Source organism: Paraburkholderia strydomiana (genome assembly GCF_046030495.1).
Lineage (GTDB): Bacteria > Pseudomonadota > Gammaproteobacteria > Burkholderiales > Burkholderiaceae > Paraburkholderia > Paraburkholderia strydomiana_A.
In genome coordinates this window covers 187,530-208,574 of the sequence record NZ_JAQQCJ010000008.1, presented here as the reverse complement: position 1 = coordinate 208,574, position 21,045 = coordinate 187,530, and the positions used below count along the sequence as shown (strand labels likewise).

Sequence of the window (21,045 nt, the reverse complement as noted above, 5' to 3'; positions counted from 1 at the left end):
AGCCTCACCCCGCGATCAACTTCAGCCCCACCGGCAAGGACTCGCCGAACACGCGGCCTTCGTCGGCGTTGTCGAGCTCGACGCTCTCGCTCACCATCGTGATCCATGCGCGCGGCGCATTGGCCGCTTCGAGCCGGCGTACGACCGTCTGACGCAAATCGTCGGGCAGATCGCGCGAGCGGTCGCCCGTCATGCGCGCGATCTGCACGGCGGCGAACGCCGCAGGGTCGACCTTCTTCCAGTCGAGCGCGAGGATCGTGTTCAGCCATTGCCCGGCGATCTCCGGCGGCACGACGCTATGCGCGCTGCCGTAGAACGGCTGGCGCGCGCCGATACGTCCGACCGCCCACCAGCTCTGATGATTCTCAGCCGGCTTCTTCAGCCGCGTCAGCACCGACTCGCCGAGTTCGATCTTGCGCTCGACCGGAATGCGTTCGAGCGACGCGCTCAATCTGACCATATCGGCGGGGCCCGTTTTCGCGACGTCGAACGGCAGCTTGTGTCGCGACTGCGCGGCCGTTTGCAGGTACGCCATCGCATTGAGCACGCGCAGTTGCGCGCTTTCATCGAGCCCGCCCGCCGCACGGCGCCAGAGCGTCCACCACTCCGACCAGACCTGGCTGTCGTTGACGTATTGAATGCCGTCGTCGAACAGCGACCACAGCTGTTCGACGCGCCATTCGTCGAGCGGATAGCCGAAGCCGGGCCGCACGCAATAGCCGGCGAGGTTCAGCCAGAGCCGTTCGTGATCCGCGGAACGTCGGCGACGGCGCGCGCGTTCCCACAGCGCGCCGAACAGTTCACGCAGCAACGCGCTGTTCCAGCTTTCGCGTGAGCCCAGCAGTTGTTCGAGTTGTGAGCGCAGCCGTTTGACTTCTTTCGGGTCGACGTTTTGCGCACGCGAACCGAAGCAGCGGTCGATCTGCTCGAGCGCGCGGTCGGCAGCCGGATGACGGGCCGATGCGGAGTCGGCGGGCAGGTCCACGCGTGCGTCCTCGCCGCGCAACTGGAATTCGAGCAGCCAGCGTTGCGCGGGATCGTCGCGTTCGATGCAGTGCACGTCGAGCGTGCCCACTTCGGTGAGCGACGTGGCGATCCGCACGAGGGTTTCGCGCGCGATGCGCTCGCCGCGCGGTTGCACGACGGTGGCGATCGGCGGCAGGCGCACGAAGTCGCCGCCCGCCAGATCGATCAGCTCGCCGGCCTGATAAACCGTGTCCGCGCTCGACGACACCAGATGAAAACGCACCGGATGCCCGAGGCGCAACGCGAAGGTGCGATCGGCGATCAGGATCTCGTGGCCTTCCTCGGTGCCGCGCGGCAGCAGGCAGATGCCGCGTTGCGCAGGTTCGGCGGCGGAGTGGCCGTCGGCGCGGGTCTCGGTGTCGTCGTCGAGCACGAGGAAGTAGCTGCGCGGCGAGCCGCCGCCGATTTTCGGCGCGTTGCCCACGCGCGCCAGCGAATAGGCGACCGCGCCGCGCGCGACGGCCACATCGGGATCGTCGTTGTGCAGCACGTTGAGCGGGGCACCGCGCCACATGCCGAGGGTATCGGCGAGACGTTGCGTGAGCGCTTCGGCGCGGAATACGCCGCCGTTCAGGAGGAGGGTGTCGGGAATCGGGAGAGCGGCGGTGTTGTCTCCGGTGCTGGTGGAGACACCGTTTTCGCCGGGTGTGCTATTTGCGGCAGAGGCACCGCCCGCACGCGAGTCCGTGCTCTCACCACCATCCCCTCCACCTAGCGCCTTGCGCGACTGCGCCGCGAACCGGCTCAAAAACGCCGCGATATGCCGGGTGACCGCCGCATCGGTCGCGTAGGGCAGGCCGAACTCGACAATCGCGCCGCGGGCCCTGCCGGGCCGTTCGTGCGACGCCACCGCCGGAAAAAAACCATCGACGATGACCCGCTCGACCTCGTCACGCGTCACCTGCGCAGTACGCGCGCCGCCGATCAGCTTCGCCCCCGCGCCGAGCAGCGTGATCGACGCCGAATCCGGCGCCTGCGGGCCGAGCAGGTGTTCTTTCGCCCTGCGGCAGCGCTCGACCAGTTGCGACAGACTCGCCGCCGATAACCGTGCGTTCGGCGTGCGCGCATCGCCACCCGGCAACCGCGCCTCGACCAGATGCGCGAGCGCGAGATCCATGTTGTCGCCGCCGAGCATCAGATGATTGCCCACGCCGATGCGCGTGAGTTGCGGCTCGCCGTCCTTCATGCCCACTTCGATCAGCGTGAGATCGGTGGTGCCGCCGCCGACGTCGCAGATCAGCACGAGTCGCGAGTGCGCGAGTTCGCTCGCAAGCCGCTCGCGATGATGAAACAGCCAGTCGTAGAACGCCGCCTGCGGCTCTTCGAGCAGCCGCAGCGCAGGCAGACCGGCAAGCCGTGCCGCTTCGACGGTCAGCGCGCGCGCACCTTCGTCGAACGATGCGGGCACCGTGAGCACCACGTCCTGCTGTTCGAGCGGTGCGTCGGGGAAGCGTTGATTCCACGCGGCGCGCACGTGTGCGAGATAGCTCGCGCTCGCGTCGACGGGCGAGACTTTGCGGACATCGTCGGCAGCGCCCCACGGCAGGATCGGCGCCACGCGGTCGACCGACGCGTGCGAGAGCCAGCTTTTCGCGCTCGCTACCAGCCGTCCCGGCACCTGAGCGCCCAGCACACGCGCGAGCTGGCCGATCACGACGGGCGGCGCCGCGTCGGCGGCTGCGCGATCCGCCGTGGACCACGGTAATTGCAGATCGCCCGCGCTCAGCTCGCCCGCGGCCGCGTGATAGCGCACCGAGGGCAGCAGCGGCCGCGCGGCGACTTCGCCGGGGCTCACCAGCTGCTCGATCCCGAACACCCGGATCGGCGCAGCGCCGTCCTGCGCGCCGGCCTCCGCATAGGCGAGCACCGTGTTGCTGGTGCCGAGATCGATGCCGACGCTGTAGCGCTTCATCTCGCTCACGCAGGCGCGTTATGCCGACGCGCTGCCGCGCACGTCGAACTCGACTTTCCAGCGCTCGTCGGAGCCGCGCGGCATCGCTTCCAGTTCGAGCGTGCCCGCTTCGGTGACGCGCGCATGCAGCTTCACCGGCACGACTTCACCGGCGGTGCGGCCGGAGGCGGGCAGCGTCGCCTGGATTTCCTCGAGTTCCTGCAATTCCTCGGGGCCCCAGAAGTCGAGCAGCGTGCCGACCTGATCCTGACGACGCACCGACGACCCGAAAAAGCGGAAGTGCACCGGCTCGCCGACCACGAGGCCGAACTCCTGCGCGGGCAATTCGGCCTCGGTGCCTTCCTCCATGCCGAACGGCGCGACGCACAGCGCCTGCACCGGCGGTTCGAGCCCGGGCACGGCCGGCATCGCCGATTCGATCGCGATGTAGTACGCGCGCGCGGTGCCGCCGCGAATCCGCACGCCCTGGCCGCGCCGCACGTAGCCGTAGTAAGCCGCGCCGCGCGCGACCGCTAGATCGAGGTCCGCGCCTTCGAGCAGGCGCGCCGGCGCCGCGCCTTCCGCCGTGAGCCATTGGTTGAGCGTGCCCATGATGCGCTCGACGAGCAGCGGCGACTTGAACACGCCGCCGTTGAACAGCACGGCGGTGGGGTGCAGGAAGCTCGCGCCTTCGACCGCCTGATCGCGCAAGCCTTCGATTTCGGCGAGCGCGCCGGCCTGACGGCCGAGGAACGCCGCCAGATGCCGCGTGATGCCCGCGTCCTGCGCGTACGGCAAGCCGAGTTGCGTCAGACCGACGCGCGCGCGGCTGACCGGCCGCGCCGCGCTGTCCACCTGCGGGAAGAAGCCTTCGAGGATTGTCTGCGTCAACTCCGCGCGCGTCAGTTCCGTGCGGATCGAACCGCCGATCAGCTTCGAGCCGCGGCTCGGCACGACGAGCGGCACGGTATCGGTGGCGGGGTCGCTGAGCAGCGTTTCCTTCGCCGAGCGGCACGCGTAGGTGAGGGCGCGCAGTTGCCACGCGTCGGCCTGGGTGCCTTGGGCCGCGAGCTTGCGCGCGACCACGTGCGCGAGCGCGAGGTCCATGTTGTCGCCGCCGAGCAGAATATGTTCGCCGACCGCGATGCGATGCAATTCGAGATTGCCGTCGCGCTCGATCACCGCGATCAGCGAGAGGTCGGTCGTGCCGCCGCCCACGTCGACCACGAGGATGATGTCGCCGACCTTGACCTGCTTGCGCCAGCCGCCGGTGCTCTTCTGAATCCAGCTATAGAGCGCGGCTTGCGGTTCTTCGAGCAGCGTCATGCGGCCAAAGCCCGCGGCCTCGGCGGCCTCGGCGGTCAGCTCGCGCGCGGCCGGATCGAACGAGGCGGGGATCGTCACTGTGATGTCCTGCTGGACGAACGGCGCGTCCGGATGAGCGTGGTCCCAGGCTTCGCGCAGGTGCGTCAGATAGCGCACCGAGCTTTCGAGCGGCGACACGCGCGCGACTTCGGGCGGTGCGTCGTTGGGCAGAATCGCCGCGCGGCGATCGACGCCCGGATGGCATAGCCAGCTCTTCGCGCTCGACACGAGCCGGATTGGCGTGGCCGCGCCGCGGCTGCGGGCGAACTCGCCGACCGCGAACTCGCGCTGGCCGGTCCAGGGCAGATAGAGATCGCCCGCAGCCAGTTCGTCAGGATGCGGCAAATAGAGGAAGGAGGGCAGCAGATCGAGGTTGTCGATGGCGCCGGGGCCGGTCAGTTGGGCGATCGGCAGCACGCCCTGGGCGGTTTTTTCGCCGTCGCTCGCGCTCGTGTCCACGTAGGACAGCGCGCAGTGCGTGGTGCCGAGGTCGATGCCGATCGAATAGCGCGCGTCGCTCACAGTTCCACCTCTGCCGGTGCGATGACCTTGGCGTTGTGGCTGTCCGCGAGTTTCGGCAGACGAACCTCGTCGACGCGCCAGCCGCGATGGCTGATGCTGCCGTTGAACGGCGCTTTCCCGACGACGTTGCCGGTCAGGCGGATCGAACTCGCGTCGAAACCTTCGGCGAGCGTGACGCGCGCGCCTTCGGCTTCGTCGCGCACCGGGCGGATCGTGAAATGCTCGCGCAGCGTCGCACGGCAGCCCTCGTGCACGAGGCGCGCGGCGGCGCCGATGTCGGCGTCGCTGTAGTTCCTGATGTCCTCTTCGACGAAATCGATGAAGCGCGCGTCGCGTTGCAACAGGCCGAGCAGTTGCAGCGCGGCCTCGGGAGTGGCTTCTTTCAGCGTGGGCGCGGGTTGTGATGCAGGCGCGGGCGCCGGGGCCGGTGTCTGCGTGGGCGCGCTTGCGCCCACGGTTTCACCTTGACGCAGACGCAACACGCCGGCGGCGAATTCGCCATTGCCGAGAATGCTGAAAAACGTGCCGACGGCAAGTGAAATCCTGCCGAGGAAGGATGGGTTCGAATCGGTCATAAATGCTCCTGAGGTGCTCTGTTAAAGGACGAGCTGTCCTGGCTGCGCCGCACGCGACGGGCCGCCTGGCCGTTGCCGGGTCTGACCGGGCCGCCGTCGTGCGTGATTGCGAAGGCCGGCGGCAAGCTTGCAGCCGGCGGTGATTCAGCGGTAGCGCGAAAGTCGTATTTTGCCTTGCGGCGCGCCCGAAGCGGACAAAGGCGGCCATTCTAGCGGGCAATCGGGCGAGATTGGCGGGTTGTTGCGAGGAGGGCGGAAGTGCGCCAGGCAGGTAGGCTGACAGATCAGGCAGGCAAATCTGCGCGTTCGGGTCCTGAGCCGGCTGGTGCCGGTTGGTGCCTGTTGGATCAATACGCGCGGTCAATGCGCCCGCCGGGGTAGCGCCGCTTTGCCTGAGAGCGGACGGGAGCGGGCGAAAGCTGCGATGAACGGCCGGTCCCAACGGCCCGGCTCGCCCGGTTATCCCATGCAGCGTGGCGAAATTACGATTTCTTCGGGTCCTTCGGCGCCGGTCGGGCTGCCGGCGCCGGCTTGCCCGGCGCAACAGCATGCGCGACCGGCATCGGACCCGGCGTGGGCTGGCCGCGTCCGGCGACGGCCGGCGCAGGTTCTCCCGGATGTCCCATCTGCGGATGGCCGCCGCCTTGACGGCTCTCACCGATGTGGTGGTCCCCACCCATGCGATGGTCTGCGCCAATCGGATGATCCGGCAATCGGCCTTCATGGTTCGCCATCACCCGGTGCAATTCTTCGCGGCGATGAAACACGTCCGCGCGGTGGTCGCCATGGGCGTAGAACTGGCGATGCCGGGCGCCATTCGGACCAACCACCCAGATATAGGTGTCGCCGCCAGAAATGAAGACGTCGTGATCGACGACGTTTGCGACGTAGACATCGGTGGGCATCGGCTGGTAAGCCTCCTCAACCACCATGGGCGCCGGCGGCGAGGGCGCGAGCGCACTCGCGATCACGTCATTGACTTTGTTCGGGTCGATCACGAGCTGGCCTTGCTCGTTGGTCGCGCATCCCGCCAGAAGGGCCGTCAATGCAGCCGATGCCAGCAGGGCTTTTCTTATGGTTTTCAACTTCAATCCCCAGTCCGTATTGATTATGTTGTCGAACGACTCATTATTAACGGTCAGGGGTTTGGGGTTCTTGATATGCAATGACTCGCCTCGCGAGTCATGCTGATTACGACGTATTACAGCAGCGGCGTGAAGCGTGAATTATCGAGCATTCGCGGAAGTCAATGCCAAAGATCGATTCATGCCTTTTGAACAGAAAGGATTTGTTTGAAAAACCTTTGGCACTCACGCGCGATTGGCCCAGATGTTCAATCGGACGTGACTCATCTAAAGCCCTGACATGACGCGTCATGGCGCATTGCCCGGTTCATCGTCTTTGGTCTTGCCCGCATCCCAATTCATTCTGTGACGATTAACGGTTTCCTTATGCCGCGCGTCGTCTTCCGTGTGCAGATAAAGACTCGTCGTATTGAGCGACACGTGTCCGAGGTTGTCGCGGATGGTGCGCAGATCGACGCCGCCATCGGCCTGATGAGAGCCGGCGGTATGGCGCAGCCAGTGAGCCGACGCCCGTTCGAGTTCATCGGCGCGATCGGCGAACGCCGGACCTCGCGCGCGCAGCCATGACGCCGCGCCGCTGAAAATGCCCTTGATCGCATCGTGGATCGCGGAGCGCGACAGACAGCGATTTCTGCCCTTGAACGGAATGACGAGCGGCGTTTCCTCGGAGCGTGTGGGCAGGGCGGCGAGACCATTCTGGGTCCGGTAGCTGCGCAACTCCTGAACCAGTTCGACCGAGACGGGGACGATCCGCTCCTTATCACCCTTGCCCAGCGTTTCCAGCCACCACTGATCCTTGCCGTCCGCGCCGAGTCTGCGGAAAAAGCTGCCCATCTGGCCGCCGGCGACTTCGGAAATCCGCATGCCCTGCAGATAGAACAGCGTGGTCAGCCAGCGGCAGCGTGCGTAGTAGGCGCGTTGCGCGTCGGTGTCCCGCGGCAGTTGTTCGACGAAGAGCTTCACTTCGTCCCAGAGCGACGTCGACAGATAGCGCGTGACGCGCGGCGCCGAGCGTTTGGCTCGTTGCCGCAGCAAGGCCATCGGATTGCCGCGCAGATAGCCGGCGTTGACCAGCCACGTGAACATCGCGTTCAGGATGATCAGCGCCTGACGCTGGCTGGCCGGCGACAGCGGCCCGTTGAACGGCCGCCAGCGCTCGTCGCCACGCGCATATTTTCCGCCGTTGGCCGACACCCAGCGGCTGGCCGGCTGCGGATCCACGAGAAACGTTTTGAATACCAGTAGATCTTCGTGGGTCAGCGATGACAGCGGCTTGCCCAATTGCACGACCGCCCACAGCAGCAGCCGCTCGGCTTCCTTGCGGTAGTTGTCGAAGGTGGTTTTCGTGTCGGCGTAATTCGACAGCCAGGCGCGCACGGCATCCAGATCGTTGCGGGCCGAAAGCTGCGAATTCTCGATCGCGCCGCGATTGGTGCCGTCGCGGCCATCGAGACTCTCCGGGACGGCGAGCGTTTCGACAGGCTGAACGGTGGCTAGCTGGGCATTGGACACGGTCTGAGGGCTCCAGATTGCAAGGAAAACGCCAAATCAGGCGACTATACACTAAACACGACATTATAGTACTAATGTCGTGTTTGAGGTTGTGAAATGTAGCGTTGTATAGGATTTACGTTGTATTATCAACACACCAAAGTTCTCTGATCGTTTCCCGCGCCCATGACACTCGAATCCGACATTGAAGCCGTCCGCGAACACGCCGCCGACACGCAAGCGCTATATCGCGAGGTCTGCGCGCTGATGTTCTTCCGGTACGGCGAAACGCCGACCGCCAACCGGCTTTACCAGCTGGTGCGCAAAGGCAGCATGAGCGCGCCGGCCAAGGCGCTGCGCGACTTCTGGGTCGAGGTGCGCGAAAAGACCCGCGTCGATGTTGGCCGTCCGGACTTGCCGCCCGAGGTCGCCAAGGCGGCGGGCGAACTGGCCGCCAACCTGTGGCGACTATCGAGCGACGCGGCGAGCGCCGCGCTGGACGTATTCAGGCAGGACGCGCAGTCGGACATCGCCGCAGCTCGCCAGCAGGCGCAGGACATGGAAGCGCAGCGCAATGACGCGGCGCTGAAAGCCGACCAGGCTGCCCGCGACGCCGCCGCGCTCGGCCAGCAGATCAGCGGGCTCGAAGCGCGCCTCGTCGAACTGCAAACGGCCAACGACATGCTGAAGAGGCAACTGGCTGTCTCGAAGGACGAAATCTCGGCAGGCACGGCCGCACTGGCGGACGCACGACGCGATTTCGCCGAGGAATTGGCCAAACTGCGCCAGTCGCACGATCTGAACGAACAGCGGCTGGCGGCGACCGAAAAGCGGGCCTTGCTTGAAATCGAGAGCGAACGGGCGGCGGCCAGTCGCGCGCGCAAGGAACTGCAAGCGGCCAATGAACGGATCGCGTCGCTGGAAACCGAACATCGCTCGGAGCGCGACGCCTTGCGCGATGAGCTCGCGACGGCGAAGGCCGACCTGGCCGCGTCGAGATCGAGATGTGCGGCAATCGATGCGCAACTCGCGGAAAAGGATGCGTTGCTAGTTGAGCGGATCGCCTCGACGGACCTGCTTCGCGAGCGCCTTGAAACAATGTCGCGGCGACTGGAAACGGCGCGCACTGAGCCCGCCTCCGGACGCCCTTCTCGCCGGTCCCGCGTGAAGGCCGAGCCTCAGGCGCGTGCGTCGGTCGATTTTTCGGGTGGGCCTTTCGTCAAACGGCCGCCAAGCAATAAGCGATGAACGCCGCGCCGCAGTGGATGCAATGGCGGCGGCGTTCAGAGTTTTGAAGCGCGCGCTATGAGCACCGCAGCGGGGCGCCCATGAATCCGCCCAATCCGCCCGCTTCTCTGCTCATTCTCTGCTCATTCTCTGCTCATTCTCTGCCCATTCAGTGCCCATTCAGTGCCCACCCGCCCCGGCCGCTGCCGCCGCGCTCGCGTGATCGGGCTTCGTCACCCAGATCAGCGGGATGATCAACACGAAGATCACCGCCGACAGCCAGAAAATATCGTTCAGGCCAAGCATTGCCGCCTGCGTGTTCAACGAGTGCTCGAAGTACGCCATCGCCTGAGCCGGGCTGCCGCCCACCGAACTGTGCAACGAATCGAGCGCGGACGTGAAGGTCGGATTGTCGACGCTCGTCTGCTCGGCGAGCCGCGCGTGATGCAGGATCGTCCGGTTGTTCCATCCGGTCGATGCCAGCGACGTCCCCACAGCCCCGGCAAACACCCGCACGAAATTCGACAGCCCCGCCGCCGCCGGAATCCTGTCCGCGGAGAGACCGGACAGAATGATCGCGGTGAGCGGCACGAAGAAGAACGCGGTCGGGAACCCTTGCAACAGGGTCGGCAATACGAGAGTCCACGTATCCACGCCCGTCGTGTAGTGCGAGCGCATGAAAAACACCCCCGCGAAGCCGATGAACGCCAGCGTTGCCAATACCCGCGCGTCCGACTTCGGCAGGAGCTTCGCGATCACCGGCGCGAGCACCACCGCGAAGATGCCGAGCGGCGCGGTCGCGAGGCCGGCATCCACGGAGCGGTAGTTCAGGTAGCCCTGCATCCATTGCGGCAGCAGCACGAGGTTCGAGAAAAACACCGCATAGGCCACTGAAATCGCAATCGTGCCGCCGAGGAAATTTCGTTTTCCGAACAATCTCAGATCGACGATCGGACTCTTTTCGGTCAACTCCCAGATCACGAAGAACGCGAAGCTGATCGCCGCGAACACGGTCAACGCGACGATCACCGGCGAATTGAACCAGTCGAGGTCCTTGCCTTTGTCGAGCATGATCTGCAGCGAACCGACCCATGCGATCAGCGAGATCAGCCCGATCTTGTCGATCGGCAGACGCCGCGTCGGGGTTTCGCGAGTGCGATAGATCGCCCACGTCACGCCGGCGGCGAACAGGCCCACTGGAATGTTGATGTAGAAAATCCACGACCACGAGTAGCTGTCGGTGATCCAGCCGCCGAGCGCGGGGCCGGCGATCGGCCCGACGGTCGCCGTCATCGCCCACAGCGCCAGTGCGTGCGAGCTTTTTTCCTTCGGATACGAACCGAGCAGGATCGCTTGCGACAGCGGAATCAACGGCCCCGCCACCGCGCCTTGCAGGATCCGCGCGGCGAGCAGCACCGGCAGATTCGGCGCGATGCCGCACAGCCACGACGACAGCACGAACAGCAGGATCGCCCACACGAACAGCTTGATCTGCCCGACGCGCTGCGTGAGCCAGCCCGTCAGGGGAATCGCGATCGCGTTGGCGGCCGCGAACAGCGTGATCACCCACGTGCCCTCGTCCACCGACACGCCCAGGTTGCCGGCGATCGTCGGAATCGCCACGTTCGCGATCGACGAATCCAGCACGTTCATAAACGTGGCCAGCGCCACGGCAAGCGTGGCCAGTACGAGCTTGCCGCCTGTCAACGGCGGCAGCGTCGCCGCAGTGCCCGATCCATTCATGTCATCACCTGTCGAGGAAGATAAAACTATCTGACTTATCAGTTAATTGGGCGAAAAGCCCGGCCTGCGCGGCTGCCGTTTCAGCCCGCCTTGCGCGGTGTGGGCTTTTGCGCCGCGTTCTTTTGCGTCGTGCTGGCCGCGATCTCGCGCGTGGCCGGCATGTTCTGCGCGATGATCCGGGCGATTTCCGCATCCGCATCGGCGCCGTATTGCGCGAACACATCCGTGCGGTACGTGGTGCCGGCCGCCGCGCCGAGCTGCGCGCCCGACTCTTCGCGCGTGTCGACGTCGACCTGCATCGACAGCCCGATACGCAGCGGATGCCCGTTCAGTTCGCTTTGATCGAGCTGGATGCGCGCCGGCAGCCGCTGCACGACCTTGATCCAGTTGCCGGTGGCGTTCTGCGCGGGCAACACCGCGAAGGCGGCGCCCGTCCCCGCCGAAAAGCCCACTACCCGGCCGTGATACTTGACGCCCGAGCCGTACACGTCGGCGGTAAGCGTGACGGGTTGGCCGATGCGCATGTGGTTAAGCTGGCCTTCCTTGAAGTTCGCATCGACCCAGACGCCGTCGAGCGGCACGATCGCCATCAGCGGCGTGCCTGGCGCGACGCGCTGGCCGACCTGCACCGAACGCCGCGCGACGTAGCCGGTCACCGGCGCGGGCAAGGTGTTGCGCGCGTAGTTCAGATAGGCGTCGCGCACTTTCGTAGCGGCGGCCTGCACGTTCGGATGCTGTTCGATCGACGTGCGATCGGTCAGCGCATGGTTGGCCTCGGCTTGCTGGCGCGCGGCGTCGAGCGCGGCCTGGGCGGAGCTGACCGCGTCGCGGGCATGGGCGATTTCCTCGCCGGATACCGCGCCCGTCTCGGCCACGGTCAGCCGGCGCTTCAGGTCGTCGTTCGCACGCGCGAGATCGGACTGGCGTTGCGCGACGGTGGCCGCGTAGAAGTCGTTGTTCACGTAGAGGCCGCTGACCTGGCGCACGGTCTGGCCGAGCGACGCTTCCGCATCGGCCAGCGCGATCTTCGCGTCGGCGTTGTCGAGCGTGACGAGCGGCGCGCCCTGCTTGACGATCTGCGTGTCGTCGGCGTTCACCGCGACGACCGTGCCGCTCACTTGCGGCGTCAGTTGGACGAGGTTGCCGCTCACGTACGCGTCGTCGGTGGACTGGTGGTACTGGCCCACCGTGAAGTAGTACGCGCCGTAAGCCGCGCCCGCCACCACGACGGTTGCGGCGAGCAGCGTGAGCAGCAGCTTGCGCTTCGTGCGGGGCTGTTGCGTTTCAGGGACCGGGTCCGCTTTCGCGGTCGCGCGGACAGTGTCGATCGTTTCGCTCATGATGGGGCTCCTGACAGATTCGGAATGTCGCGATGGCGTTTCAACGCGCGGCGACGATGGGTTGAGTGTTTGCCGCCGAAGCGGCCGCTGCCGATGCCGTGGCCGTGGCCGGATTCGCGGCATCGGCGTGGTCGGCATAGCCGCCGCCGAGCGCCACGGCCAGGGCAATCTGCTGATCGCGCCGGTTCATCCTGAGATTGGCGACCTGCTGGTCGGCGGCGAGCGCGGTGGTGTCGGCGTTGAGCACCGTCAGCTGATTGGCGAGGCCGGCCTTGTATTGCGTGAGCGCCAGCTGGTCGGCGCCGCGAGCGGCGTCCTGCGCAGCCTCGGCGTCGACGAGTTGCTGGTCGGTCGAGCGGATTTGCGCGAGCTGCGTCGCGACTTCCGAGAGCGCGGTGACGAGCGTCTGGTTATAGGTGGCGACCGCGTAGTCGAACTCGGCGTAACGGCCCTTCAATTGCGCGCGCAATTGGCCGCCGTCGAAGATCGGCAGATGAATCGCCGGGCCGGCCGATGCGGTGCGGCTCGCCGCAGTCAGAAAACGGCCGAAGCCGAACGCGTCGAGCCCAATGGCCGCGCTCAGATTGATGTCGGGATAGAACTCGGCCTTGGCTTCCTTCACGTCGTGCGTCAGCGCATCGACACGCCATTTCGCGGCCACCAGATCGGGGCGGCGGCTCACCAGATCGGCGGGCAGGTTCTCCGGCAGACGCACTTCATCGCCGACGCCGAGCGCCGGCCGCGTGATCGCGAGACCGCGGTCCGGCCCCGCGCCGAGCAACGCCGCCAGTTGATAGCGGGTCGTGACGATGCTGCCGTCGAGCGCGGCCAGCGTCGCGCGGCTGGTGGCGAGATTGGCCTGTGCCGTCTTGCGTTCCACTTGCGTGTCGAGACCACTGGCGATGCGCCCGGCGGTGATACGGTCGATCCGTTCGCGTTGCGTGATCTCCTGCTGCGCGATGTCGCGCAACGCGTAGAGGCGTGCCAACTGGTTATACGCACGCGCCATCGACGACGTGAGCGTCAGCCCGACGACTTCCGCGTCGGCCTGGCTTGCCTGCAGTTGCGACAGCGACGCCTTCAGCGCTTCGCGATTCTTACCCCACAGATCAAGATCGTAGGAAGCGGACAGCAGTCCCTTGTTTTCCGATTGCCATGAACCCGCATACGGCGGCGGCACGAGCGCGGTGCTCGAAAACTGTTGCCGCGTGAACGAGTAGGTCGCGCCGACCTGCGGCATCGTGGCGGCCTTCGCGGTGTCGCTGTAGGCGGCCGCGGCAGCGACCCGGGCGCGGGCCTGTTCGACCGATGGATTGCCCTTCAGCGCTTCGGCGAGCAAGGCCTTCAGTTGCGCGTCGCCGAACTGGTCGGCCCAATCGGCGGCCGGCCAATGACCGTTGTCAGGCGGAATGCTTTGCTCAGTCGCGTAGGTCTGCGGCTGCGCCATCTGCCTGTCGCTCGAGATACCGGCGTAGTTCGCGCACGCCGACAGCACGGCCGCGAAGATCACCGTCACACCAGCCTGCGCGACTCGCGACCGGGCTGCCCGGTTAATTAACTGTGATTTCATTTTCTGACCTGTCAGATAAATAGATGAAAAAAAATCGCTGCGATGCCGCGCGGCGCCGTCCGTCCTTGAGTGCCCTCGCGTGCGCCTTCGTCTGCGTTGTGGCTAGTCCGCGAGAAACTTGTTCAGCAAGCGGCGGAGTTCTTCGAATTCGGCTTTCGTGAACTTCCTCAAACGCCGGTTAAGCACGACCGGGACGATCTCCGGCAACTGCGCGGCGACCGCTTCGCCCTCTTTCGTCAGCTTCAGGTTGACGACGCGGCGGTCTTCGATGCTACGCGAGCGCTCCAGCAAACCCTTCGTTTCCAGCTTGTCGAGCATGCGCGTCATCAGGCCGGTGTCGATGCCGAGCAGCTTCGACAACTCGAACGGCGTGGCGGCGACGCCCCGCCGCATCGACAGCAGAATGCCCATCTGCTGTGCCGTGATATCGAGGTCCTTGAGCGCGGCATCCATTTCGGTCACGAGCAGGTTACGCGCTTTGTTGATCGAAAAGCCCACGCTTTGCGTGAGGCTGAAACTATCCGGCGAGTAATGGTTCATCGTGGCCTCCTGGTGGGTGAGCGGAACTTTATCTGCGAAGTCAGATATTGTCAAAGTTGATTCCGGTACTTCACTGTTTCATGGCGCGGCCTATCTCGCGGCGCGGCAGTGCGTCAAAGTGGTTACCTTGAATTAGACAAAACCGGTCATTTCATAAAGCCAGTCGAGCCTTTAATCTGCATTCAGGTTTAATCACTAACGCAAGGACGGAAATCATGAAGATCATGCACGTCGACGCCAGCGCGAAACGCGAGCGCTCCAACTCCCGCGCGTTGAGCCGCTATTTTCTGGAACGCCTGTGCGAAGCGCGCGTGGACCTCGAAGTCGACTACCTCGACGTCACGGTCGATACCCCGCCGCACGTCACCGAGGCTTTCGCGATTGCGACCTACACCCCGGCCCACGAACGTACGGCGGCGATGAAGGCGACGCTGGCGGCATCGGATGCGCTGTGCAAGCGCCTGCTCGCCGCCGATGCACTCGTCTTCGCGATGCCGATGTACAACTGGTCGATGCCTTCCGCGTTCAAGGCGTACATCGACAGCGTCACGCGCACCGGCCTCACCTACGTGAACTCGGAAGATGGCCACACCGTCGGGCAACTCGTGCGCCAGAAGGTGCTGTTCATCACGAGCCGTGGCGCGGACTTGCGCGCGGGCTCGCCCTACGAATCGATGGATGCGCTCACGCCGGCGTTGAAAGCGGCTTTCGGCTTTCTCGGGGTCGCCGAGCCGACTTTCGTCGATGCGCAGCCGCTGCAGTTTGCGAACCCCGAGGCGCGTGCGGAAGCACTCGAACGGGCACGCACGGAACTGGTCGAGGTAGCGGCAAATTGGGCGAAGCAGGTTCACGCTACCGCGGATGCGCTCACCGCCGATACAAACAATGAAGTCATGACGCTTTGTCAGGAGTAACGCAATGAAGATTCGCACCCTTATCGCGGCGACGTTGGCCGGATTCTCGATCATCGGCGCTTCGCCGTCCGCGTTCGCCGCCGACTCCACCGCTCGCGAAACGATCACACCTGCTTTCGCCGAAGCGATTGCGAACGTGCCGGGCAAGACGATGACCGCGCTGGTGGTCGACTACGCGCCGGGCGGCAAGTCGCCGTCGCATCGGCACGGCCAGGCTTTCGTGGTCGGCTATGTGCTGTCGGGCGCGATTCGCAGCCGGGTCAACAATGGCGAGGAGCGCGTCTATCACGCGGGCGAATACTGGACCGAGAAGCCCGGCGTCCATCATACGGTTAGCGAAAACGCGAGCGCGACCGAACCGGCGAAACTGCTCGCCATCTTCGTGGCGGATACGAAAGACAAAAACCTCGTCACGTTCGACAAGAAGTGACGGCGTGGCAGCGGCCCTCGTTGCCGCGCACGCAAGCAGGCGGCCGGCGCGGTTGAGGCATCGAAGCCGCCTGCCGGCATTTTTTTGTTGAGTACGGTGAGCGGAGCGAACGAGGCAGTGCGGCGTCTGGTGCTGCCGCGAAAGTCGTCGCAGTTGCGATGCTTCTATTAGTTGCCGCACGCCGCGGCCGCGCGTGTCATGGAAAGGTTTCGTTAAAGCCGGCGTGGCGGCTTTCGAATACACGCGTCAATGGATTCGCGGTTTGTGAATGCTGCGGCGGGCCAGCGGCTCATCGCCGACGCAGACACACACCTGCATTGCGGAAAAACGGCGAGCGCATATCGCACCCCTGCCCGCTTCACACTAGAACTTCGGATGGCACTCGAAATTAACCGACGACGCGTGCTCCGACATCACCTGCACACCGGTGACGGTTTCTGTCGTGACGCTGCTTTGCATTCCGCGACGCTCGCAATAGTCGCGCGCTTCGTTCACCGCGTGTTCGTGCGCGCGCGCCCATGCCATGCGCCCGCCTGTCGCGCTGGCCGCGACCGTGTAGGTACCGGGCTTGTCGCTGGCGACGACGTCGCTCGTCGATGCACAGCCCACGAGGCTCGCGCTCGCGAGCACGGCCGCGATAAAACCGCGCACGCGGTGGTTGGATTCGAGTAGTCGAGGGGAATGATGGAGGGCCATGTGATACCTGTACTTTTTCTCGCGGATTACCAAACGTAATTATCCGCAATCGCATGCAAGAGATCAGCCTCGCCACCTGAAAACACTGTTACGCGTGTATTAACAATCTTTCGAAACGTTGCGGCGCGCGTCCACGCGTCATTTCATTCCACGCCCATTGCCTTTTGCCGCCGCGGCACATTCGTTGCTCCCTCGCTCCGACATCACGGCACGTGTAAAAGCCTTCCGCAAACGCATTTCAGCGCCTAGTCTGTAACGACACCGTTCAAACGAAACCGGAAAGTGGACCGGAGGAGACATCGATGGAACTCGAAGCACGCACCCTGAAACGTGTCACGGTTCGGCTCGTGCCGTTCCTGATACTTTGCTATTTCATCGCCTATCTGGATCGTGTCAACGTGGGCTTTGCCGCGTTGCAGATGAACAAGGCGCTCGACCTGTCGGCCAGTGCGTTCGGTTTCGGCGCGGGGGTCTTCTTCATCGCGTATTTTTTCTTCGAAGTGCCGTCCAACCTGCTGCTCGAACGCTTCGGCGCGCGCCGCTGGATCGCGCGGATCATGTTCACGTGGGGCATTCTCGCGGGCGCGATGGCGTTCATCCCCGATATCTCGCGCTACACGGGACTCTCGCCCGCGCATGTCTTTTATGGCCTGCGCATTCTGCTGGGCGTGGCCGAGGCGGGCTTCTTTCCCGGCATCATTTTCCTGCTGACGCTGTGGTTCCCGGCCGCCTATCGCGGCCGCGTGGTCGGCTATTTCATGGCGGCGATTCCACTGTCCACGGTGATCGGCGGGCCGATTTCCGGTGCGCTGCTGTCGCTCGACGGCCACGGCGGACTCGCCGGCTGGCAGTGGGTGTATCTGATCGAGGCGCTGCCCGCCGTGTTCCTTTCGTTTGCGGTGCTGTTCTACCTGACCGACCGGCCCGCCGACGCCACCTGGCTCGCCGCCGAAGAACGCGACTGGCTGGTTGCGCGCCAGAAGCAGGAGCGCGAGCATCGTGAAGCCGCGCGCGCCTTCAGCGTGAAGGAAGCGCTGATCAATCCGCGCGTGCTTGCCATCGCCCTCATCTATTTCGGCGCGAACGCGACCAATTACGGGCTGAGCTTCTTCCTGCCGCAGATCGTCAAGTCCTTCGGTCTCACCAACCTGCAGACGGGTTTCGTGACGTCGCTGCCGTATATCGTCGGCGTGATCAGCATGGTGCTGTGGGGGCGGCATTCGGACCACAAGCTCGAACGCCGATGGCACGTCGCGATCGCGCTGCTGGTCGCGGCCGGCGGCATCGCGGCGGCGGCCGGGCTCGACAATCCGGTGCAGAAGATGATCGCATTGTCGATCGCCGGGTTCGGCATCTTCGGCTGCCTGCCGGTGATCTGGACGTTGCCGGCCGCGTTCCTGTCGGGCGCGGCGGCAGCGGGCGGAATTGCCGCGATCAACTCGCTCGGCAATCTGGCCGGATTCTTCGGACCGTTCGCGATGGGCTGGATCAAGGACAGCACCGGCGGCTTCGGCGCGGGTTTGCTGTGCCTGTCGGGCGCGGGACTCGTGGGGGTCGCGGCGGTGTTGCTGCTGCATCACGATGCGTCGCTCGAAGCGTCGGCATCCGGGCTGCCTGATCCGCGCGCGGCGGGCGGTGCTAATGTGGCGCGATCTTAGTGGTGGATGGGGTGGCAGAGATGCGGCGCGATGGGGCATCACGCCGTGCACGAAGCGCGGGATAGCCCCGGCTTGTGGACGAGGCCAAGCGACGCGTGAGCCGAAGCGGTCACGCTGCGGTGACGCAACCGCGCTGCAGCGACATAGACTCGGGATCTTGCCGCGCTGTCCGAACGTATTGATCAACGCGATCGAGCCCCGGCCGCACCGATGCCCGTGAGCAGCTCGGACCCCGCGCCCAGACCGCCGGAATCGAGGGAGCGCTCAGCGAACCAACCGCGCTGAGCGCCCCCCGGAGCCATCGCATCGTGCGGCCCCGGTCTCGCAGACTGCTCTCCACGCTCAGCGCGCCGCGCTGCCGTTCATCGTCGCCCCTTCGCCGGGCGTGCTATCCGCATCGGGCGGCACGACATCGTCCGGGGTGGGCGTCGGCGCGATGGCCGGCGCACCGCCGCCGCGCGCTTCACCGTCGACCGCCCCGCTCGCGGGCGCCGGCGCCGATCCCGGCGCTTGTAGCAGCGGCGGCAAGTCGCGCGGCTCGACCACCGTCTCCGACACCGCGGACGCCGCCGACGCCTGAGGCGCAACGGTTTCAACCGGCGCCCGGCGCACCGGACTGCGCGGCGCAACCGGCTTCTCCGGTTTGACCGGCGGCGCCGCCAGCAACTGCTGGAACCAGTCGCGCAACCGGCCGGTGCGTTCGGCGAACCAGCCCGGTTCCTGCGCCGTATCGAACTTGACGTGCGTGTCGACGAGGCGCGAGCGTTGCGCGCGCTGGAAGAAGTCGCCGACGATCGGCAGCGCGCTATGCGCCCCCTGCCCCCAGTAATCGCTGCGCAACGTGACCCGGCTGTCGTTGAAGCCCACCCACGCGCCCGCCACCAGTTGGGGATGAATCAGGATGAACCAGCCGTCCGCGTTGCCCTGGGTCGTACCCGTCTTGCCCGCGACGTCGCCGCGCACGCCGAAGCGGCCGCGAATGCTCGAACCGGTGCCGCGGCTCACGACGTCGCGCATCACGTCGACCAGCGTGCGGGCGGCATCGGCGGGCAGTTCCTGGCGGGACGGCGCCGGCGCGAAATCGGCCAGCACCTCGCCGTTGCGATCTTCGATGCGTGTGACCATCACCGGCTCCACATAGCCGCCGAGGTTGGCGATCGTGCCGTAGGCCGACACCATCTCCTTGAGCGTCACCGGGCTCGTGCCGAGCGCGAGCGACGGCACCGGGTCGAGTTCGCTGTCGCGCACGCCCATGTCGCGCGCGAGGCGCGCGACCTTGGTCGGGCCGACCGTCTCCATCACCTGCGCGGTAATGCGGTTGCGCGAAAACGCGAGCGCGTCGCGCAGGCTGATGGCGCGCTCGCTCGGTTCGTCCTCGTCGCTCGGACGCCAGACTTCGCCGCCCGCCAGCGGAATTTCGACGGGTTTGTCGACCAGCGTATCGGACGGTTTCGCGCCCGCCTCGAAGGCCGCCGCATAGACGAACGGCTTGAAAGTCGAGCCCGGCTGACGGCGCGCCTGCTGCACGTGGTCGAACGGGTCCTGGCTGAAGTCGCGGCTGCCGACCCACGCCCTGATCTGGCCGTTGCGCGGGTCCATCGCGAGGAAGTCGGCCTGCACGCGGGTCTTCGTCTCGCAGACCGACTTCACCAGATCGTGATCGGATGCGACGCGCTTGAGTGCGTCGTCGTCGCTCAGGCCCGCGTCTTTCGCGGCGCGGAACTCGGGCGTCTCGCGCAGGAAAGTCTGCAGCAGGTCGCGGCCGCTCGAACATCCCGAGCGCGTGCCCCACGCCGAGTTCGCGATGCCCTGCAACTGGTTGCCCTGCAGCGTGACGGCCTGGGTCGCCATGTTCTGCAGGCGCGAATCGATAGTGGTGCGCACCACGAGGCCGTCAGAGTAGATGTTGTAGTCGTTGCGATCAGCCCATGCCGCGAGCCACTTGCGCAGTTGCTGCGCGAAGTGCGGCGCGGGTCCGGGCGGCTCGGTCTGACGCTCGAAATCGATGCGCAACGGGCGGCGCTTGAGCGTCTCGTAGGCGGCGGGCGTCAGCTTGCCGTACTTGACCATCTGCGCGAGCACCGTATTGCGGCGATCCAGCGCGCGCTCCGGGTTCAGCACCGGGTTGTAATAGCTGTTGCCCTTGAGCATGCCGGTGAGCGTCGCGCTTTCCAGCACGTTCAGGTCGGACGCCGATTTGTCGAAATAGGTGCGTGCCGCCATCTCGATGCCGTATGCGTTGTACAGGAACGGCACCGTGTTCAGGTAGGTTTCGAGAATCTCGTCCTTGCTGTAGAGCGCTTCGATCTTGAACGCCGTGATCGCTTCCTTGAGCTTGCGCGTGAGGGTCGGCGCGCGGCCGATCTCGTCCGGATAGAGGTTGCGCGCGAGCTGCTGCGTGATGGTCGAGCCGCCCTGGCGGTCGCCGGAAAACGTATGCAGCGCGGCGGATGCGGTGCGCCGCCAGTCGAGGCCGAAATGCTGATAGAAGCGGTGGTCTTCGGTCGCGATCAGCGCGCTCACCACGTTCGGCGAGATGTCCTTGAGCTTGACCCACTCGCGGTTGGACGGCTTGAACTCGGCGAGCAGCTTGCCGTCGGCCGAGAGAATTCGCGCCGGCTGCTCGATCTTCGCCTTGCGGATGTCGCCGATGCCCGGCGTGAACGGAATCAACAGCAGCACATACAGGAGCAGCAGCACCGGCAGCGCGGCGCACGCCCACACCACGCCGCGGCGGGTAGGATGGCGCAGGTGCCACAGCGCCTGCGCGATGTGCGGGTTGATGAAGGTCAGCCCTTTGTCGAGGGCCGCCAGAAACGAGGGGATGAGGCGCTTCACGCTTGCTACCGTCTGCCGGGAAAGGCGCAATCCTACCAAGATGCGCGGCGGCGGCGGATTTTTGCGTGATGGACGGCAACCCGGGTCGGCCAAACCCGCACGGTGGCCCGCAACAATCGGGGGCCACTATAATG

At 65.6% G+C, this 21,045-nt stretch carries 15 protein-coding genes; 4 read left to right on the top strand and 11 right to left on the bottom strand.

Annotated features, from left to right (window positions below; genetic code table 11):
- Positions 1-4 precede the first annotated feature (4 nt).
- From PQQ53_RS13350 to PQQ53_RS13330, 5 genes are all read right to left on the bottom strand, one after another.
- On the bottom strand, positions 5-2,947 hold the full coding sequence (locus PQQ53_RS13350; RefSeq protein WP_408324416.1) for an Hsp70 family protein: 2,943 nt from the start codon (positions 2,945-2,947) through the stop codon (positions 5-7).
- A gap of 9 nt (positions 2,948-2,956) precedes the next feature.
- Positions 2,957-4,804 (bottom strand): Hsp70 family protein, encoded by a 1,848-nt coding sequence (locus PQQ53_RS13345; RefSeq protein ID WP_408142207.1) that lies wholly within the window; start codon positions 4,802-4,804, stop codon positions 2,957-2,959.
- Complete coding sequence (locus PQQ53_RS13340; protein ID WP_408142209.1) at positions 4,801-5,379, bottom strand: DUF2760 domain-containing protein; 579 nt, start codon at positions 5,377-5,379, stop codon at positions 4,801-4,803. The genes PQQ53_RS13345 and PQQ53_RS13340 overlap by 4 nt, the downstream gene beginning before the upstream one ends.
- A 482-nt stretch (positions 5,380-5,861) precedes the next feature.
- Positions 5,862-6,545, bottom strand: coding sequence for a hypothetical protein (locus PQQ53_RS13335; RefSeq protein ID WP_408152644.1), 684 nt, complete (start codon positions 6,543-6,545; stop codon positions 5,862-5,864).
- A 207-nt stretch (positions 6,546-6,752) separates the two neighbouring features.
- On the bottom strand, positions 6,753-7,976 hold the full coding sequence (locus tag PQQ53_RS13330; protein WP_408324415.1) for a tyrosine-type recombinase/integrase: 1,224 nt from the start codon (positions 7,974-7,976) through the stop codon (positions 6,753-6,755).
- Positions 7,977-8,141: 165 nt separating this feature from the next.
- Between PQQ53_RS13330 and PQQ53_RS13325 the strand changes: the two genes are divergently transcribed.
- Positions 8,142-9,203 (top strand): DNA-binding protein, encoded by a 1,062-nt coding sequence (locus PQQ53_RS13325; RefSeq protein ID WP_408324414.1) that lies wholly within the window; start codon positions 8,142-8,144, stop codon positions 9,201-9,203.
- A gap of 159 nt (positions 9,204-9,362) precedes the next feature.
- On the opposite strand, the gene PQQ53_RS13320 is transcribed toward PQQ53_RS13325, so the two are convergent.
- The 4 genes from PQQ53_RS13320 to PQQ53_RS13305 form a co-directional block, all read right to left on the bottom strand.
- Positions 9,363-10,925, bottom strand: coding sequence for a DHA2 family efflux MFS transporter permease subunit (locus PQQ53_RS13320; RefSeq protein ID WP_408324413.1), 1,563 nt, complete (start codon positions 10,923-10,925; stop codon positions 9,363-9,365).
- 80 nt (positions 10,926-11,005) lie between these two features.
- Entirely contained in the window at positions 11,006-12,265 is a 1,260-nt protein-coding gene (locus tag PQQ53_RS13315; protein WP_408324411.1) for an HlyD family secretion protein, read from the bottom strand.
- A 40-nt stretch (positions 12,266-12,305) separates the two neighbouring features.
- Entirely contained in the window at positions 12,306-13,835 is a 1,530-nt protein-coding gene (locus tag PQQ53_RS13310; RefSeq protein WP_408324409.1) for an efflux transporter outer membrane subunit, read from the bottom strand.
- Between the two features lie 102 nt (positions 13,836-13,937).
- Positions 13,938-14,375, bottom strand: a complete 438-nt coding sequence (locus PQQ53_RS13305; RefSeq protein ID WP_408142222.1) for a MarR family winged helix-turn-helix transcriptional regulator — start codon at positions 14,373-14,375, stop codon at positions 13,938-13,940.
- 215 nt (positions 14,376-14,590) lie between these two features.
- Here PQQ53_RS13305 and PQQ53_RS13300 point away from each other — a divergent pair, with 215 nt between their 5' ends.
- Positions 14,591-15,289, top strand: coding sequence for an FMN-dependent NADH-azoreductase (locus PQQ53_RS13300; protein ID WP_408324407.1), 699 nt, complete (start codon positions 14,591-14,593; stop codon positions 15,287-15,289).
- A 4-nt stretch (positions 15,290-15,293) separates the two neighbouring features.
- Positions 15,294-15,719: a cupin domain-containing protein gene (locus tag PQQ53_RS13295; protein WP_408142226.1), complete on the top strand. Its 426-nt coding sequence runs from the start codon at positions 15,294-15,296 to the stop codon at positions 15,717-15,719.
- Between the two features lie 363 nt (positions 15,720-16,082).
- Here PQQ53_RS13295 and PQQ53_RS13290 read toward each other — a convergent pair whose 3' ends face one another.
- The gene (locus PQQ53_RS13290; RefSeq protein WP_408324405.1) at positions 16,083-16,415 is read right to left on the bottom strand and encodes a hypothetical protein; all 333 of its coding nucleotides are present in this window, start codon (positions 16,413-16,415) and stop codon (positions 16,083-16,085) included.
- Between the two features lie 302 nt (positions 16,416-16,717).
- On the opposite strand from PQQ53_RS13290, the gene PQQ53_RS13285 reads away from it, so the two are divergent.
- Positions 16,718-18,073: an MFS transporter gene (locus PQQ53_RS13285; RefSeq protein WP_408152636.1), complete on the top strand. Its 1,356-nt coding sequence runs from the start codon at positions 16,718-16,720 to the stop codon at positions 18,071-18,073.
- 342 nt (positions 18,074-18,415) lie between these two features.
- Here the strand turns inward: PQQ53_RS13285 and PQQ53_RS13280 are convergent, their stop codons facing one another.
- Positions 18,416-20,911, bottom strand: coding sequence for a penicillin-binding protein 1A (locus PQQ53_RS13280; RefSeq protein ID WP_408324403.1), 2,496 nt, complete (start codon positions 20,909-20,911; stop codon positions 18,416-18,418).
- Positions 20,912-21,045 lie beyond the last annotated feature (134 nt).

Bases quoted from the DNA above. Each gene is read 5' to 3' on its own strand.
- PQQ53_RS13340 (WP_408142209.1), bottom strand. From the start codon at position 5,379: ATGACCGATTCGAACCCATCCTTCCTCGGCAGGATTTCACTTGCCGTC.
- PQQ53_RS13325 (WP_408324414.1), top strand. From the start codon at position 8,142: ATGACACTCGAATCCGACATTGAAGCCGTCCGCGAACACGCCGCCGAC.
- PQQ53_RS13320 (WP_408324413.1), bottom strand. From the start codon at position 10,925: ATGAATGGATCGGGCACTGCGGCGACGCTGCCGCCGTTGACAGGCGGC.
- PQQ53_RS13315 (WP_408324411.1), bottom strand. From the start codon at position 12,265: ATGAGCGAAACGATCGACACTGTCCGCGCGACCGCGAAAGCGGACCCG.
- PQQ53_RS13310 (WP_408324409.1), bottom strand. From the start codon at position 13,835: ATGAAATCACAGTTAATTAACCGGGCAGCCCGGTCGCGAGTCGCGCAG.
- PQQ53_RS13305 (WP_408142222.1), bottom strand. From the start codon at position 14,375: ATGAACCATTACTCGCCGGATAGTTTCAGCCTCACGCAAAGCGTGGGC.
- PQQ53_RS13300 (WP_408324407.1), top strand. From the start codon at position 14,591: ATGAAGATCATGCACGTCGACGCCAGCGCGAAACGCGAGCGCTCCAAC.
- PQQ53_RS13295 (WP_408142226.1), top strand. From the start codon at position 15,294: ATGAAGATTCGCACCCTTATCGCGGCGACGTTGGCCGGATTCTCGATC.
- PQQ53_RS13290 (WP_408324405.1), bottom strand. From the start codon at position 16,415: ATGGCCCTCCATCATTCCCCTCGACTACTCGAATCCAACCACCGCGTG.
- PQQ53_RS13285 (WP_408152636.1), top strand. From the start codon at position 16,718: ATGGAACTCGAAGCACGCACCCTGAAACGTGTCACGGTTCGGCTCGTG.